Source organism: Stenotrophomonas maltophilia group sp. msm4 (assembly GCF_032025605.1).
Taxonomy (GTDB): Bacteria; Pseudomonadota; Gammaproteobacteria; order Xanthomonadales; family Xanthomonadaceae; genus Stenotrophomonas; species Stenotrophomonas sepilia.
Genome location: NZ_JAVSKK010000003.1, coordinates 485,352 through 501,844 on the forward strand (window position 1 = coordinate 485,352; position 16,493 = coordinate 501,844).

The following is a 16,493-nucleotide window of genomic DNA, read 5'->3' on the forward strand; positions in this document are numbered from 1 at the left end:
CGCGCGTGAGTGCCCGAAAGCACATGGTTCGCGTTCCGAGTCGCCCTTGCACTGACCGGAATTCAATCGTTGGCGGTCGTGCTGTTCGCTGGCGTCGTACTTCGAGCGTGTAGCTCGTTTCCCTCGGTGCCCTCTCCGCTGGATGCTCAGGCATTCTGGGCAACGGTAGCGTGCTTGATCGTCGGCCGCACCGTCTTCGCTATAGGTTCCCAGAGCCTTGGGCCAGGCATTGCTCGGTCACGCGTGTTGCGCTGCTGGTCGGAACCGAACCGCTCTCGGAGCGCTATTTGACTCTATTTGGATGGGTGAGGTCATTGGAAAAGCGGCTTGGGCGGGGGCGAGGCCGGACAGTCCGGAGGAGCGCTTGGGCTGGCGCCGATACCGATTGTGCTCAACGTCCCGCGGGAACCAGTCCAAAGCGCATCAGCTGAGCGGGTGCAGCTGGGCTGCTGACGTGAAACTCTGATATCCGCTTCTGGCCGAAAGCGGACGCTTAGCTCAGTGGCTGTCTATACGGCACATTCCTGGTCGGCGTGCTGACGGAGATTACCAAGTGGGTCAAGCGGAGCGGGCGAGGGATTGAACGGCGCTCCGGCAATAGCACACGCGTCGGCTGGCGTCGCGGCAGGTGAGATGGGCTGGGCTTAGCTTTTTGCCAAACTCGGCGGAAGGCGGCATAGTCTTGCACATATTACCGATCAAGTACTTTGCGGATATTCCCATGGACAAGAAGGGCAAGGCAGCCAACCAAGCTCTCTTTGAGGAAGACTACGTGCTGCGGTCACTCGGGCGGATTGGCTATGACCCAGATATGGCGCTCACTGAGCTGGTGGCCAACACGTGGGATGCAGGGGCTGCCAGGGTTGCCGTGATCATCCCGGAGGAAACAAGTGGCATGCTGTCGGTCGAAGACGATGGCCACGGGATGACCGAGGACCAGTTTCGCAAGCGCTGGATGACCTTGGGATACAACAGGCATCGAAGCCAAGGGGCGAACGTCCAGTTTCCTTCCGAACGCGACGATTGGGTACGCATGGCCTTCGGACGCAACGGTATTGGTCGCCATGGCTTGTTGTGCTTTTCTGATCATTACACGGTCGAAACTTGGACAAATGGCGTTCTTTCTACCTTCGTGATTGGGACCCGAAATCAGCCGTCGCCGTTCTACATCCAAAGCCATGAGACAGCCACCCGTTCGGGCCATGGCACCCGGTTGTTGGTGGAGGTTGAACGCCACCGCCCAGATCCAGATCGGATCAGGACGGTCCTGTCAGGACGCTTCCTGCACGATCCGCAGTTCGTCGTTTCGGTGAACGGCCAGTCCGTCCCGCTGTCTGAGCATGAGGGCCTTCTGGAGGAACGCAAGATTCAGGTCGAACCTGGCTTTGATGTCACGGCGTATGTGGTGGACACAACACGCACAGCGAAATCCACCCGCTACCAAGGCGTAGCGTTTTGGGTGAGCAATCGGTTGGTCGGGCTGCCGAGTTGGACCGTTGGGCCGATGGTCGTTCTGGATGGGCGGGTGCGCTTTGCCAAGCGCTATGCCCTCGTGATTGAGTGCGGATCGGAGTGGCTTTCCGAAATCGAACCAGACTGGTCGAAGTTCAAGACTACGGAGCGAACTGATCACCTTTTCGAAGCGGCCAACGGGTATGCCCAGGAAATGGTCGAGAAGTTGTCGGCCCACCTGATCGAGGAGAACTCAGAAGACGCGCTCTACAAGAATCGAGAGGATCTGCGGACGCTACCTAGGCGATCCATGCTTGAAGTAGCCCAGTTCACAAAGACCGTGGTGCATGACCAGCCAGGGATACCGCCGGAGACCCTCAACAAGGTCGTCAAAGCGGTTATCAAGATTCAGAAGGCACGAAGCGGTTCAAGTTTCCTTGACAAGCTGATGCAGCTGGATGAGCACGACATCGACGGGCTGGATCGATTGCTAGGACAGTGGACTGTGGAGGATGCGCTCACGGTTCTGGATGAGATCGACAGTCGTTTGTCCATCATTGCCGCCATGGAGAAGCTCAGCGGCGACCCGGAAGCTGACGAGTTGCATACCCTTCATCCGCTCGTGACGCAGGCGCGTTGGCTATTTGGGCCGGAGTTCGACAGTTCGGAGTATGCATCGAACAACACCCTGCGAACAGTCGCCACCAGTCTATTCAAAGCGAGAAAGCAGAATCAGACCTTTGCTAATGCTGCGAAGCGCCCCGACATCGTCGTCCTCTCCGATGCCACTCTCTCAATCGTCGGGACGGAAAGTTTTGATACCGGCAAGGATCAGCTCGTGATGATGCGCGATGTCCTGCTCATCGAGTTGAAAAAAGGGCGTTCTGAAATCGGTCGCAAAGAAATGAATCAGGCGGCAGAGTATGTCGATGAACTTGTCTCCAGCGGAGGCATACAGGGTGGGCCTTTCTTCCATGCCTTCGTGGTCGGCCATTCGGTCGCATCCAATATCCCAACTGTCAATAACCGGGAATACAACGGAGCCCAGCGCGGACGGGTAACAGCGACCACTTACAACCAGCTCGCATTGACAGCAAACCGGCGCCTCCATGGGCTAAAGGCAAGAATACCCTCACGGTACGAGGAGGTTTCTGGTTACGAGCTTGTCCAGAAAGTCATGGGGACGCCAAGCCAAGCATCGTTCGCTCCGCTGGCAGAGTAGGGCGGTGTCTAGCCCGGGTTAGACGATCGCTTATGGCCGAAAGCAGACATCGTTGACGAATCCCGCTGGGGCAGAGCTCCCGGAAGGCCTATTCAGAAACCACGTTCATCAACTGCTAGTGTTCGAGGGGAAGCCGCCCTGGCAGCCGTATGAAGTATGTGGACGAGGAGATCTGCAGATGAACAACCTTGATGACTGGCTTGCAAAAGCCGCAAACGCAACGCGCGCAGATGCCAGCGCGGGAACCGATGCGCTGCTGGCCCGCCTGGCCCAGGAGCCGCCACCTGCCAAGTGGGCGGGACGCCGCGAGCTCCGCCGCGCTGTGACCTGTGCTGCGTTGTCTGCGGTGCTGACCTGTGGCGGGGTGGGCTCTGCATTCCTCGTCACCCAGTCCAACCCGCGGCCCACTTGGGTCGCGGCGCCGTCTGCCATGTCCCCCTACGCCCTGCTGGTGGAACGCTGATGGCTATCGGAACCGCCATGCGCCTGCCTTTGGCGACCTTGGCCGGCGCGGTCATCGGCGTGGTTTGCGCCCTGGGGATCGGCTGGGGCTGGCACTACCTCAACCCTGGCCACAGCGACCTGCATGAACGGCTGCACGCCGTGGTGCCCCTGGACAATTCGGAGAAGGACATCCTGCAGGCCAAAGAGCAGCTCTTTGCGACGCGCAGGGGCGAGATCGAGGCGCGCTTGCGAATCGCCAACCGTCAACTTGCCGATGCCATTGCGGCCGATCCTCGCTGGAGTCCGCAGGTAGAGGCGGCAAGCAGGGAGGTCGAGCGTGCGGCGGGTGATCTGCAGCGTATCACGCTGGAGCACGTCTTCGAGATGCGTGCAGGGCTGAAGCCCGATCACCGCGCTGCCTACGACAAGGCGCTGCTGGACGCACTGCGCAACGATTCCCCTTGAAAGCATGGCCTGAGTGTGACGATCGAGGAAGACAACAACTGGGCCGTCGAAGCTGCTGCGGGTGACCCAGCGGCATTCGCGCGCCTGGTGCGCAGGCACTCGCCGGCCATCACACAGATGGTGCGAGGCATGGGCGTTCCGGAAACCGACGTGGACGACGTCGTTCAGGAAACTTTCGTGTCGGCGTGGCGCGCGTTGGCTGAGTATGACCCCGCTCGCCCAGTGCTTCCGTGGTTGATGCGTATCGGAATCAACAAGGTTCGCGATACCCAGCGTTTCCGCCGCGTGCGTTACTTCCTATTCAAGGCCCGGCCCATCGACGATGAAGAGGGCCGGACGCTGGTATCGGATCAGGCCGGCCCGGAACAGAGCGCCAGTTCCAGCCTTGAACTCGCCAGCGTGATGCGCGTGCTCGACAGCATCGATCCCGCCTTACGCGAGGCACTGGTGCTGACGGCATTCGTCGGTCTGTCCCAGGTTGAAGCGGCCGCTGCGCTGGGAATCAGCCTGAAAACGATCGAAGGCCGCGTACTTCGCGCCCGGGCAAAACTGGCCTCGGCGTTGGGTCGTTAGAAAAAAATCTCCCAGATGTGAGGGGAGCGGCACACAGGCCGCGTAGTGCATGAGACGACCGCTGATGCGGCATCACTGCACTGGACCCCTGGATGAAGTACTCATTGCTTGCCTTGTCGACACTGCTGGCGCTGTTCGGCACATCGGTGGCGTGGGCCGCCGACGCGCCCACCTACGAAGATCTACTGGAACAGAGCAGGGCGCAATCGCCTTACCTGCAGGAAAAGCGCTTCGACACCGCAGCGGCCGCCGGCGATGCCCGGCAGGCCAGAGCATTGCGCAACCCCACTATCGACGGCCTTGTCGAGAATCTCAACGCACCCTTAAGCAATGGCAGCAGCCAGCGCCAGACGACCTACACCCTGACCCAGCCGCTGGAGATCTTCGGCCAGCGGAGCGCGCGTATCCAGGCGGGCGAGAAGGGCCTGCAGGCGGCCGAAGCTCGGCAACACCAAGCGCAGGTTGAGTTCTCGGCAGCGCTGGCGGTGGCCTACGCCGCTGCCGAGGCCAGCCTGATTCGCCGGGCAATCGCGCAGGAGGATGTGGAGCGCGCCGAGGGCGACCTGCGTGCGGCCAAGGCTCTGGTGGAAGCTGGCAAAGAGGCCAGCCTTCGTTCCGCCCAAGCCCAGGCCGGCCTGAGCGCGGCGCAATCGGCTGCTGCCAGTCGCGATGCCGAGACGACGGCTGCTCTTGAGCAGTTGTCGGTGCTGGCCGGCCAGACCGAGACGTACTCAGGTGTGGGCCAGTCCCTTCTAGAGCGCGACTGGCCAACGGTGGGCGCAACCGCAGGCGATGCCACGGCGGTGCTGACAGCCAAGGCGGACGTGGACGCTACCGAAGCCCAACTGCGTATCGAAAGGCTCAAGCGTGCGCCGGACCTGAGCGTGTCTGCAGGGCGTCGCAGCTTTGCAGCAGGTGGGGACGCGCTGGTCGTGGGCCTTTCGCTGTCCGTACCGCTGTTCGACCGCAACAGTGGCGGCATCAGCGCCGCCCGTGCCCGTACCGACGCGGCCAGGGCGCGATTGGACGCTGCGCGCCTGCAGAGCCAGGCAGATCGCGCTACCGCGTTGTCCCAGGTGGCTGCGGCGCGACGCGGCCTCGAGGCAGCTGCCGAGGGTGAAAAAGCCGCGGCCGAGGCCTACCGCATGGGCCGTCTGGGGTATGAGGCCGGCCGCACGCCCCTGGTGGAACTGCTGCTCAGCCGCCGCACGTTGACAGAAGCGCGGCTGACCGTGGTCGATGCGCGCCTTGCCCGGGTCCGTGCCTACGCATCACTTGCAATGGCCAATGGCCAGATCGTCTTCGGAGACCGTTGAATGAAGCGAAACACCCCTTCCGTGAATACTCTGGGCATGCTCGGCGTCGCCGCGCTGGCGCTTGGCGCAGGCTTCGGCATCGCCCGCCTTTCGCAGTCCTCCAGCGCGCCTGCCCCGGCAGACGCTGCGCCCACTGCCGCTGAAGATAACGGCGGCGTGCAGGTCGTTGCCATTCCCGATGCATATCTTGGAGCAGCCGGTATTGCCGTTGAGGCTGTCACCTCTGCCGACGTGGCAGCCAACATTGGCGCAGCAGGCTCCGTCGTTGCCATTCCGGGTGGTGAAGCCGTGGTGGTATCCAGGGCCGCAGGCAACGTGACCGAGGTGCTTCGCCAGGTGGGCGACAAGGTCGCCAAGGGCGATGTCCTTGCACGGGTCGCCAGCCCTGATGGCGCACGCATTGCAGCAGATCTGCGCGTGGCCAATGCCGGTCTTTCCCTGGCGCAGAAGAACGCCAGCCGGGACCAGTCGCTGTTGGCGCAGGGGGTGCTTGCCCGGCAGGAGGCCGAAGCCAGCCAAGCTGCCTACCTGTCGGCACAGGCCGAAGCGCAACGGGCTGCGCTGGTGGCTCGCACCGCCAACGTCGATGGCGGCGGCAGCGTTTCGGTGGTCAGCCCCATCGCCGGGACCATCAGCAGTTCCCAGGCCACACTGGGTGTATTCGTTGAACCACAGGCCACCCTCTATCGCGTCACCGGCTCGAACGGCGTGGAGGTGCAGGCATCGGTGCGCGCGGGTGATACCAGCCGGATCCGCTCCGGTGATCCTGCCACCATCGTGCGCTCTGACGGCACCGTGGTATCAGGCAAGGTCCGTTCTGTAGCGACGGCGGTGGGAGGATTGACTCGAGCTGCAACCGTGGTGATTACGCCGGAAAACGCTGGCGCCGGACTTGTCGTCGGTGACGGCGTGCAGGTGCGCCTTGTGGCGTCAGCCGGGCAGTCCGGTGGCATGTCCGTTCCCGAAGAAGCCGTGCAGAACATCGATGGCAAAGACGTGCTGTTCGTGCGCACGGAGAAGGGGTTCAACGCCCAGCCCGTGTTCGTAGGCGTGCGTAGTGGTGGAATGGCGCAGATCCTCTCCGGTGTTTCCGCAGGAACCCGCGTAGCAACCCGCAACGCCTTCCTGGTGAAGGCGGAAATGAACAAGTCCGGCGGAGACGAGTGATGATCGAACAGGTGCTTACAGGTGCCGTGCGGCACCGCTGGCTGGTGTTGTTCATCACGCTGGTGATCTCGGTCATCGGTGCCTGGCAGTTGAACATGCTGCCGATCGATGTCACCCCGGACATCACCAACAAGCAGGTGCAGATCAACACCGTCATCCCCACGCTCAGCCCGGTGGAAGTGGAAAAGCGGGTGACCTATCCCATCGAGACCGCGATGGCGGGCCTGCGCGGCGTTGCCAACACGCGTTCGTTCTCGCGCAACGGTTTCAGCCAGGTGACGGTCATCTTCGATGAAAGTGCCGATCTGTACTTCATGCGCCAGCAGGTCACCGAGCGCTTGACCCAGGCCCGGCCGCAGCTTCCCGAAGGCGCCGAGCCGCTGATGGGGCCGGTTTCCACTGGCCTGGGCGAGGTATTCCACTACAGCGTCGAGTTCACACACCCCGATGGCAAGGACGCGCCACGCAACGATGGCAAGCCCGGATGGCAGAGCGATGGCTCGTTCCTGACCGATCAGGGCGATCGCCTGGCCGATGACATGGCGCGCCTAGCGTACCTGCGCACGGTACAGGACTGGATCGTGCGCCCGCAGCTGCGCACGACGCCGGGCGTGGCTGACGTCGACAGCCTGGGCGGCTATGTGAAGGAGTATGTGGTCGAGCCCAATGCAGCCAAGCTTGCTGAGTATGGGTTCTCCTACACCGACCTGGCGAACGCGCTGCAGGATGCAAATCTTTCGGTGGGTGCGGACTACATCCAGCGCTCTGGCGAATCCTATCTGGTGCGAGCTGATGCCCGTATCCGTTCGGTGGATGAGATCGCGCGGGCCGTGGTGGGTAACCGCAACGGTGTTCCGGTCACGGTGGGTGATGTTGCGCGGGTGGTGATCGACGGCGAGCTGCGGCGAGGTGCCGCCAGTCGCAACGGCTACGAGACGGTAGTGGGCAGCGCGCTGATGCTGGTGGGCGCCAACAGCCGCACCGTGGCCGCCGCCGTCGGCGACAAGCTCAAGGAGATCAGCAAGACCATGCCGCCGGGCGTGAGCATCGTCCCGACGCTGGATCGCTCGCAGTTGGTGGTGGCGACCATCAAGACCGTCGCCAAGAACCTGACGGAGGGCGCGCTGCTGGTGGTGGTCATCCTGTTCGCGTTGCTGGGTAACTGGCGTGCGGCAGTGATTGCTGCACTGGTAATTCCGTTGTCCCTGCTCATCACCGCCATCGGCATGAACAAGCTGGGCATCTCCGGCAACCTGATGAGCCTGGGAGCGCTGGATTTTGGACTGATCATCGACGGTGCTGTGATCATTGTCGAAAACTCACTGCGACGATTGGCCGAGCGTCAGCATGCCGAAGGTAGAATCCTCACTCTGAGCGAGCGCCTGCACGAGACCATCGCGTCCTCCAAGGAGATGGTCCGCCCGACGATCTACGGACAGGCGGTCATCTTCCTCGTCTTTGTTCCGTGCCTGACGTTCCAGGGCGTGGAAGGCAAGATGTTCTCGCCGATGGTGATCACCCTGATGCTGGCGCTTGCATCGGCCTTTGTCCTCTCGCTGACATTCGTTCCGGCGATGGTCGCGGTCATGTTGAAGGGCCACATCTCCGAGAAGGAAGTGCGTGTAGTGGCGGCCACGAAGAGCCGTTACCAGCCGTTGCTGCGCAATGCGATCCGGCAACCGATGCCATATCTTGCCGGCGGATTGGGCGTATTGCTGGCCGGCGCGGTGGCGTTCTCCTTCGTCGGACGTGAGTTCATGCCGACACTGGACGAGCAGAACCTGAACCTGTCCTCCGTTCGTATTCCCTCCACCTCCATCGAACAGTCGGTAGCCATCGATCTTCCCCTGGAGAAGGCTGTGCTGACGCTTCCCGAGGTGCAGACCGTCTACTCCAAGGCGGGTACGGCGAGCCTTGCCGCAGACCCCATGCCGCCAAACGCATCGGACAACTACGTCATCCTGAAACCGAAGGACCAGTGGCCTGATGGTGTGAAGACCAAAGAGCAGGTCATCGAGCGCATCCGCGAGAAGACCGCGTTCCTGGTGGGCAACAACTACGACGCCACGCAGCCGATCGAGATGCGCTTCAACGAGCTGATCGGTGGTGTGCGCAGCGACGTGGCGGTGAAGATCTACGGCGAAGACCTGACGGCCTTGGCCACCAGCGCAGACAAAATTGCTGCTGTGCTGAAGAAGATTCCCGGGGCATCGGATGTGCGTGTGGCCCAGACCGGTGGCTTCCCGACCTTCGACATGGCGTTTGATCGCGCAGCGATCGCCCGCTATGGCCTGACCGTTAAGGATGTGGCTGATACGGTGTCGGCCGCGTTGGCCGGACGCCAGGCGGGCCAGATCTTTGAGGGCGATCGCCGCTTCGATGTGGTGGTTCGACTGCCCCGCGTCGACCGAAGTGATCTGGACGTCCTGGGTGCGGTGCCGGTCATGCTGCCGCCGGGGAATCAGGAAGGCAGCCCTTCGGTGCCGCTGCGTGAGCTGGTCAGCTTCCGCTTCACGCAGGGTCTGAACGAGGTGAGTCGTGACAACGGCAAGCGCCGGATCTATGTAGAGGCCAACGTAGTGGGGCGTGATCTGGGCAGCTTCGTGGACGATGCCAAGGTAGCGATCGCACAGCAGGTGCAACTGCCGACCGGCTCGTGGATCGAGTGGGGCGGGCAGTTCCAGAACCTGCAGGCAGCTACCCAGCGTTTGGCCATCATCGTGCCGCTGTGCTTCATCCTGATTGCCGCGGTGCTGTATATGGCCATCGGCAACGGGCTGTTGACCGGCACTGTGCTGACGGCCGTACCGCTGGCGCTGGCCGGTGGCTTCTTCGCGCTGGCCTTGCGTGGCATTCCGTTCTCGATCTCGGCAGCAGTGGGGTTCATTGCTGTTTCGGGTGTGGCGGTGCTGAACGGACTGGTGTTGATCTCCGCCATCAAGAAGCGTCTGCATGACGGCATGGAGCCGAACGAGGCGGTGGAGCAGGGTGCAATGGAGCGCGTCCGGCCCGTGTTGATGACGGCCTTGGTTGCTTCACTGGGGTTTGTACCCATGGCGATCGCAACCGGCACGGGTGCTGAAGTCCAGAAGCCGTTGGCGACCGTGGTCATCGGCGGCCTCATCACGGCAACCGTACTGACCCTGTTCGTCCTGCCGGCACTGTGTGGGCTGGTGCTGCGCAGGACTGCGCGCAGGAAGGCAGCGGGCATCGAGGACCCACTGCCGGCGCCGGAAACCGATTGAGTACGTTCCCTTCCACAGTTTCACGCCCGGCCCTGCGGATCGTTCTACGATCCGCAGGGTATTGGCATTTCTGCACTCCATTCCTCCGAGGACAGCCATGATCGAGGTTCTCCGTTTTCCGACCTTCAGGAATCTGTTCGCTGCCCAGGTGATTGCGTTGGTCGGTACTGGCTTGGCGACCGTGGCGCTTTCGCTGCTCGCCTATGACCTGGCCGGCGCGCAGGCCGGCCAGGTGCTCGGCACGGCACTGGCCATCAAGATGGTGGTCTACGTCCTGCTCGCGCCTATGTCCGGCGCGGTCGTGCCAGCCAATCTGCGTAAGCCGGTCCTGATCGGGCTTGATCTGGTGCGCGCGGCCGCGGCACTGTGCCTGCCTTTCGTGAATCAGATCTGGCAGGTGTACCTGCTCATCGCTCTTCTGCAGTCGGCATCAGCCTGCTTCACGCCGCTGTTCCAATCGACCATTCCGGAAATCCTCAAGGAAGAGCGCGACTACACCCGTGCATTGTCCTTGTCGCGGCTGGCGTATGACCTGGAAAGCCTGCTCAGCCCTGCGCTGGCGGCGGCCCTGCTGACACTGATCAGCTTCCATGGCCTTTTCGCCGGTACGTCGGTGGGCTTCGTCTGCTCAGCGCTGCTGGTCGTGGTCACGGCATTCCCCTTCGTTGCAGCCTCGCCGCGCAAGGAAGGCCCCTATGCACGGGCCATCCGTGGCATGCGTATCTATCTGAAGACGCCTCGACTGAAAGGCCTGCTGGCGCTGAACCTGTGCGCTGCCGCGGGTGGTGCGATGGTATTCGTCAATACGGTGGTGGTCGTGCGCAACGTGCTGGGCGGTGCTGAAGCCCAGGTCGCCTGGGCCCTGGCTGCGTTCGGCGGCGGCTCGATGCTGATGGCGTTGGTTCTTCCCAAGGTACTGGACCGCGTACCGGACCGTCGCGTGATGCTCTCTGCAGCCAGCATGATGCTTGCGGTGCTTACCGCCTTGGGGGTTACGTGGTGGCTGACGCCCTCCGCGATCGGCTGGCCCCTGGTGCTGTCCGGCTGGGCATTGCTGGGCATGAGCTACGCCGGCTTGGTGACACCAGGCGGCCGGCTGCTACGGCGCTCGGCAGAGTCCACTGACCTTCCTTTCCTGTTCGCCGCGCAGTTCTCGCTTTCCCACGTCTGCTGGCTGATTGCCTACCCACTGGCCGGTACCGTGGGGGCACGCCTGGGCATGCCGGTGGCGGTTCTGGCGCTCGCGGTGGTGGCCTGCGCGGGGCTTCTATTCGCCTGGCGTACCTGGCCTGCGAATGATCCTGACGCAATCACCCACCGACATGATGATCTCCCTGCGGACCACCCGCACATGCAGGAACACGCGCATACGGAACAAGGCCACTCGCACCGTTTTGTCATCGATGACAACCATACCCGTTGGCCCGGATGAACGACGAGTCACCAGAGATGCCCAGTAGCGCGCGCACGCTGAACACCCCCCCTTTTTCGTGTCGACTTTGATCCAGCAACACACTAGTCTTTGAGCATGACATCACTGCGCCGGATATCGAATGTGCGACTGCTCACCAGCATCTTTCTGATGCTGGTGGCGAGCATGTTCCTGCGCCCGGTGCTGAATCATCTTGGCGAGCTGCATGGTCTGCAGCACATGGTGCAGACCGCAGCCGAACATGGACATCCGCACGCGGGCGATCGTGATGCTGCAGATCGGGATCCTCTGCACGCGTCGGGCGGCCATGGCGTGCTGCACCAGTCCGATCTGGGCGGGTCACTTGGCATCCTGCTGGACGTAGCACTCCACGATCCAGCCATCGGCCGTGGTGCGCACCCCTGGCATCGCCAGGCAGCGTTCATTGCCCATCACTGCTCATCGTTGTTCAGGCCTCCCATCGTCGCGGCCTGATGCCGGGCGCATGTCTGCCGCGCTGCCTGCTTTCTGCGGGCGTGCGGCTGGCTTGCGGCTAGACGCATCGCAGTTCCCCTCTGTATTCCGGCCACGATCCGGCTGACTCCTGCGCCACCGCGCGGTAACGACGTGCATGCGTGCCCTGGCACACATCTGCATGGCGTTGCCGTGCGCCTGTGGCGGGGCGCGGCGCGGAGGTCCGTGGCATGTCATGTCACTCAAGAACTCCATCATGATCCCCAGACCACATTCCGGGTTATCCACCCGTACCCATCCCATGGCCATGCCGTCGCACTGGCCGCGCACGCTGCTCGCAGCGATAACCATGTTGCTACTTGTTTTCACTGCCGATGGTGCTCTGGCGCATGCCATCGCCGAGGGCGACAAGGGTTACATCCAAGAGATATCAGGGGTAAATCTGATCGCCTTCGCTTACCTGGGCGCCAAGCACATGGCCACCGGGTATGACCACATTCTGTTCCTGCTGGGCGTGATCTTCTTCCTTTACCGGATGAAGCATGTCGCGCTGTACGTCACCCTGTTTGCCATCGGTCATTCCACGACGATGCTGCTGGGTGTGCTCTTCAATGTGGGCATCAACAGCTATCTCATCGATGCGATCATCGGCTTGTCAGTGGTCTACAAGGCGCTGGACAACCTCGGTGCCTACCAGCGTTGGTTCGGCTTCCAGCCCAATACCAAGGTCGCGACACTGGTGTTCGGACTGTTCCATGGCTTTGGCCTGTCCACCAAGATCATCGAGTACGACATCTCCCCCGATGGTCTTCTTCCGAACCTGCTCGCCTTCAACGTCGGGGTGGAAATGGGGCAGATGCTTGCCCTGGGCGCCATCCTGATTGTGATGGGCTACTGGCGCCGCACCGCCAGCTTCTTCAAGCACGCCTACTTCGCCAACGCGGCAATGCTCTGCGCAGGTTTCGTCCTGATCGGCATGCAGCTGACCGGCTACGCCATTTCCTGAATCCTTGAGAGATCCCTACCATCATGTACAACAGCAAGCCCCTCGAAAGTGACCTCCCCAGCAGCCGCCAGCTGGCGCGCACTACCCTCATCGCCGCCGGCATCGCCGTCGTGCTTCTCATCGGTGTCGTGCTGCCTGCGGAACACGCCGTGGATCCGTTGGGTATAGGCCGAATGCTGGGTCTGACCGAGATGGGACAGATCAAGCAGCAACTGTCCGAAGAAGCCGCAGCGGATGCGGCCATGGATGCCCGGGCCGAGGAGGGCCTCGCCGTGCTCACCCAGGTCTCCACGCGGGATCGCCAGACAGTCGAAGTCACTCCCAAGCCGGCCGCTGCTTCGGCCTCAGCGCCCGCAGCCACGGAATGGCGTGACGAAGCCGAAGTCGTGCTGGCGCCCGGTCAGGGTACCGAAATCAAGCTTTCCATGAAGGAAGGCGAGCGTGCGACCTACACTTGGTCGGTCCAGGGCGGGGTGGTGAACTTCGACACCCATGGTGACGGCGGTGGTCGTGCGATCAGCTATGAGAAGGGGCGAGGTGAGGCGTCCGACCAGGGCGTACTTCTGGCCGCCTTTACGGGCAACCACGGCTGGTTCTGGCGCAATCGCGGCGAGGAACCGGTCACCCTGCTGCTGCGTACGGGCGGGCAGTATGAACAGCTGAAGAAAATGTAAGACCAGGCCAGGAGGGCGTGCCCGGGGCAGCCGGGTACGCTCCTCTGCAAACATTCGTCCTACCATCTCGACAAGGCCACGTGCCACATTTACCCTAGATCCCATGCGTCTTTCCGCCCGCCACCGTGTGCTCGCCCGCATCAGCCTTTTCGCGCTGATGCTGCTGAGTGTTGTGGCGCGGCCGATGGTGATCCAGCTGAGCGAACTGCATGGTCTGGAGCACGACATCGCCGCTGCGTTCGACCATGGGCATTCCCATCCGGCCGGAGCCAGTGACAACCTCGACGACGACCACGCCTCTGGTGCGCACAGCGTGCTGCACCAGGCAGACGCAAGCTTCGCAGGGAGCCTGTTCAATGGCCACCACCAGGTAGTCGCTCTCGCACTGAGCGCCGACGTGCCCGCATTGCGGCTGCTGCGCGTGCCTTTGGGTTATCCCGCCTCGCCCTTCCGGCCTCCGATCGTCTGACAACGCCTGCCGCGTCCGCGCGGCCTGTTCTGCTGCCTGCCTTAGCGGGCGGCAGCGCGTTGTTCTAACATCTTTCCGGAGGCTTCCGTGAAATTCCGTAGTGTGTGGGCGCTGGCCATTGCCGGCGCCTGCGGTATGGCCGTGCCTGGCCATGCCGCCGAAGTTCTGCGCCTGGAGGAAGCGGTCGCCCGCGCCCTGGGCAGTCATCCGAGCGCCGCAGCTGATGCCGCCCAGCTGGAGGCAACCCGCAGCCGTGCAGCCCGGGAGGGCCTGCCGGCGCCCATCATTCTGGGCGGGGAACTGGAGAACGTTGCTGGCAGCGGCAGCGTTTCAGGGATGGATGCCGCTGAGGCAACGTTCCGCGTATCCCGCCTGCTGGAACTCGGCGGCAAGCGCGCTGCGCGACAGGCATTGGGCGGCGCGGAGATCGACGCGGCCCAACGGGCAGGGGACGTGACTCGCGTAACCATCGCCACCCGAGCCGCAGGACGGTTCATCGATGTGCTGGCCGCGCAGGAGCATGTGGAACACGCGCAGGAGCGCATCGCGATGGCGCGCGCCCTGCAGCGAGAGGTCGGGCGTTGGGTCTCGGCGGCGCGCAATCCTGATTCCGACCTGCGAGCGGCAGAAATCGCAGTTGCCGACGCCGAACTCAAGCGCGATCAGGCGCTGGAGCGTCTGGAGTCGACACGCCATGCGCTCGCAGCTTCATGGGGTGCGTTGACGGTCGACTTTGGCGCCGTCGCTGGTGATACCTCGGTGCTGCCCCCCCTTGAGCAGTTCCAGGCGATGGCCGCGAAGCTGCCTTCGACACCTCAGCAACAGCTTCTTGAGTCCCAGGCAGGCGTGCTGACCGCGCGCCGTAACGTGGCGCTTGCCGCCGCCCGGCCAGATGTCAGCGTGGGCCTGGGCATTCGCCGGCTGGAAGCCACCAAAGACAGCGGATTGGTGATGTCGGTTTCTGTCCCATTGGGCAGCCGCAAGCGATCAGCGTATTCCGTTTCTGAAGTCGACCACGAGCTGTCTGCCCTCAGTGCCCGGCGCCAAGCGCAGGCCGTTGAACTGCAACAGGAACTTTTCGATATCTACCAGCAATTGCGGCAAGCGCAGCTGGAGGTCGAGTCGGTACGCGAACGCCAGCTGCCCAAGGCCGAGGCAGCACTGAAGCAGAGCCGGCGCGGCTTCGAGGAGGGCCGATTCTCCTATCTGGCGCTGGGCCAGGCGCAGAAGACCCTGTTCGACCTTCGCGAGCGCGAAGTTGAAGCCGCCGCCCGCTATCTCCGACTGCTGGTCGAGGCAGATCGCCTCACCGCCTCCGCTCTGGACATCCGCCCATGAACCGCTACGCATTCCTGATCATGTTCCCCTTGGTCCTTTCCGCCTGCGGCGGTGACAAAGCCGCGACCGAAGCCTCTACCGAGACAGCTGCCGCATCCGCCGACTACGAACGAGGGCCGAATCGAGGGCGCATGCTGCGTGACGGCGATTTTGCCCTCGAGATCACCGTTTACGAAACCAACACGCCGCCACACTTCCGTCTTTACGCGTATCGCAACGACAAACCGATTCCGCCTTCCGAAGTGCAGGCGAGCATGCAGCTCAAGCGTCTGGACGGCGAGGTCAATACCTTCAGCTTCAAGCCGGAGAACGGCTACCTCGTCGGCAGTGGGGAGGTCACTGAGCCGCACTCGTTCGATGTGGTGGCCGAAGCCACCGCAGCAGGCAAGTCCCATCGCTGGAACTACCCCTCCTATGAAGGCCGTACGCGAATCGAACCACAAGCAGCTAAGGACGCGGGCATCGTGGTGGAAGCAGCAGGCAGTGCCAGCATCCGCGACACAGTGACCTTGATGGGCAACGTGACGGTCAACACGGCGCGGCAAGCCGCAGTGAAAGCACGCTTTCCCGGCGTGGTGCGCAGCGTTGCAGTCGAGATGGGCCAGCGAGTCAGTGCGGGCCAGACTCTGGCCACGGTGGAAGGCAACGACAGCATGCGCAGCTATGCCGTCATCGCGCCGTTTGGCGGAATTGTGTTGGCGCGTAATACCAGCGTTGGGGACGTGGCGGCAGACAACACGTTGTTCGAGATCGCCGACCTCTCCGAGGTATGGGTAGACCTGCGGGCACTGGGCACCGACGCCGAGCGGCTTGCTGCAGGCCAGGTGGTGACGCTTCGCTCAGCCACTGGCGCCCATGAAACCCAAGGACGGGTGCAGAGCCTGCTCCCCTTGGCCAGTGCCGGCCAAAGCGTAGTCGCACGGGTCAGCATCCCCAATGAAGACGGCCGGTGGCGCCCGGGTATGGCCGTGTCGGCCGAGGTCGTGTTGTCCGAAACCCAGGTCCCGTTGGCAGTCAAGGAATCCGGGCTGCAGCGCTTCCGTGACTTCACCGTGGTCTTCGCACAGGTGGGCGACACGTATGAGGTGCGCATGCTTGAGCTCGGCAAGCGCGATGGGCAGCTGGTCGAGGTACTCGGTGGCCTCAAGCCCGGTACCCGTTATGTCAGCGAGCAAAGCTACCTGATTCGCGCGGACATCGAAAAGTCTGGCGCGAGCCACGATCACTGAGGGGCATC

The 16,493-nt window shown here is 62.9% G+C and carries 14 protein-coding genes; all 14 read left to right on the plus strand.

The window, feature by feature from the left end:
- Positions 1 to 721 precede the first annotated feature (721 nt).
- Positions 722 to 2,674: an ATP-binding protein gene (locus tag ROV93_RS16440; protein ID WP_046984209.1), complete on the plus strand. Its 1,953-nt coding sequence runs from the start codon at positions 722 to 724 to the stop codon at positions 2,672 to 2,674.
- Between the two features lie 178 nt (positions 2,675 to 2,852).
- Positions 2,853 to 3,137, plus strand: a complete 285-nt coding sequence (locus ROV93_RS16445) for a CnrY/NccY family anti-sigma factor (protein WP_046984168.1) — start codon at positions 2,853 to 2,855, stop codon at positions 3,135 to 3,137.
- Positions 3,137 to 3,583, plus strand: coding sequence for a periplasmic heavy metal sensor (locus ROV93_RS16450; RefSeq protein ID WP_046984169.1), 447 nt, complete (start codon positions 3,137 to 3,139; stop codon positions 3,581 to 3,583). The genes ROV93_RS16445 and ROV93_RS16450 overlap by 1 nt, the downstream gene beginning before the upstream one ends.
- A 15-nt stretch (positions 3,584 to 3,598) precedes the next feature.
- Positions 3,599 to 4,156 (plus strand): sigma-70 family RNA polymerase sigma factor, encoded by a 558-nt coding sequence (locus ROV93_RS16455; protein WP_049441978.1) that lies wholly within the window; start codon positions 3,599 to 3,601, stop codon positions 4,154 to 4,156.
- Positions 4,157 to 4,269: 113 nt separating this feature from the next.
- Positions 4,270 to 5,472 carry a TolC family protein gene (locus ROV93_RS16460; RefSeq protein ID WP_160314165.1) on the plus strand — a complete coding sequence of 401 codons (1,203 nt, stop codon included), beginning with the start codon at positions 4,270 to 4,272 and terminating at the stop codon, positions 5,470 to 5,472.
- Positions 5,473 to 6,639 carry an efflux RND transporter periplasmic adaptor subunit gene (locus ROV93_RS16465; protein WP_046984172.1) on the plus strand — a complete coding sequence of 389 codons (1,167 nt, stop codon included), beginning with the start codon at positions 5,473 to 5,475 and terminating at the stop codon, positions 6,637 to 6,639.
- A complete protein-coding gene (locus tag ROV93_RS16470; RefSeq protein WP_046984173.1) occupies positions 6,639 to 9,884 on the plus strand; it encodes a CusA/CzcA family heavy metal efflux RND transporter in 3,246 nt (1,081 codons plus the stop codon). The genes ROV93_RS16465 and ROV93_RS16470 overlap by 1 nt, the downstream gene beginning before the upstream one ends.
- Positions 9,885 to 9,981: 97 nt before the next feature.
- Entirely contained in the window at positions 9,982 to 11,316 is a 1,335-nt protein-coding gene (locus ROV93_RS16475) for an MFS transporter (protein WP_046984174.1), read from the plus strand.
- A 123-nt stretch (positions 11,317 to 11,439) separates the two neighbouring features.
- A complete protein-coding gene (locus ROV93_RS16480; RefSeq protein ID WP_049444365.1) occupies positions 11,440 to 11,790 on the plus strand; it encodes a hypothetical protein in 351 nt (116 codons plus the stop codon).
- A 328-nt stretch (positions 11,791 to 12,118) separates the two neighbouring features.
- On the plus strand, positions 12,119 to 12,775 hold the full coding sequence (locus tag ROV93_RS16485) for a HupE/UreJ family protein (RefSeq protein WP_229301257.1): 657 nt from the start codon (positions 12,119 to 12,121) through the stop codon (positions 12,773 to 12,775).
- A gap of 23 nt (positions 12,776 to 12,798) precedes the next feature.
- Entirely contained in the window at positions 12,799 to 13,449 is a 651-nt protein-coding gene (locus ROV93_RS16490; protein ID WP_046984177.1) for a hypothetical protein, read from the plus strand.
- 103 nt (positions 13,450 to 13,552) lie between these two features.
- Complete coding sequence (locus ROV93_RS16495) at positions 13,553 to 13,918, plus strand: hypothetical protein (RefSeq protein WP_046984178.1); 366 nt, start codon at positions 13,553 to 13,555, stop codon at positions 13,916 to 13,918.
- Between the two features lie 87 nt (positions 13,919 to 14,005).
- Complete coding sequence (locus tag ROV93_RS16500; protein WP_176422360.1) at positions 14,006 to 15,256, plus strand: TolC family protein; 1,251 nt, start codon at positions 14,006 to 14,008, stop codon at positions 15,254 to 15,256.
- Entirely contained in the window at positions 15,253 to 16,485 is a 1,233-nt protein-coding gene (locus tag ROV93_RS16505) for an efflux RND transporter periplasmic adaptor subunit (RefSeq protein ID WP_046984179.1), read from the plus strand. Before ROV93_RS16500 ends, ROV93_RS16505 begins: the two co-directional genes overlap by 4 nt.
- The last annotated feature ends 8 nt before the right edge of the window (positions 16,486 to 16,493 follow it).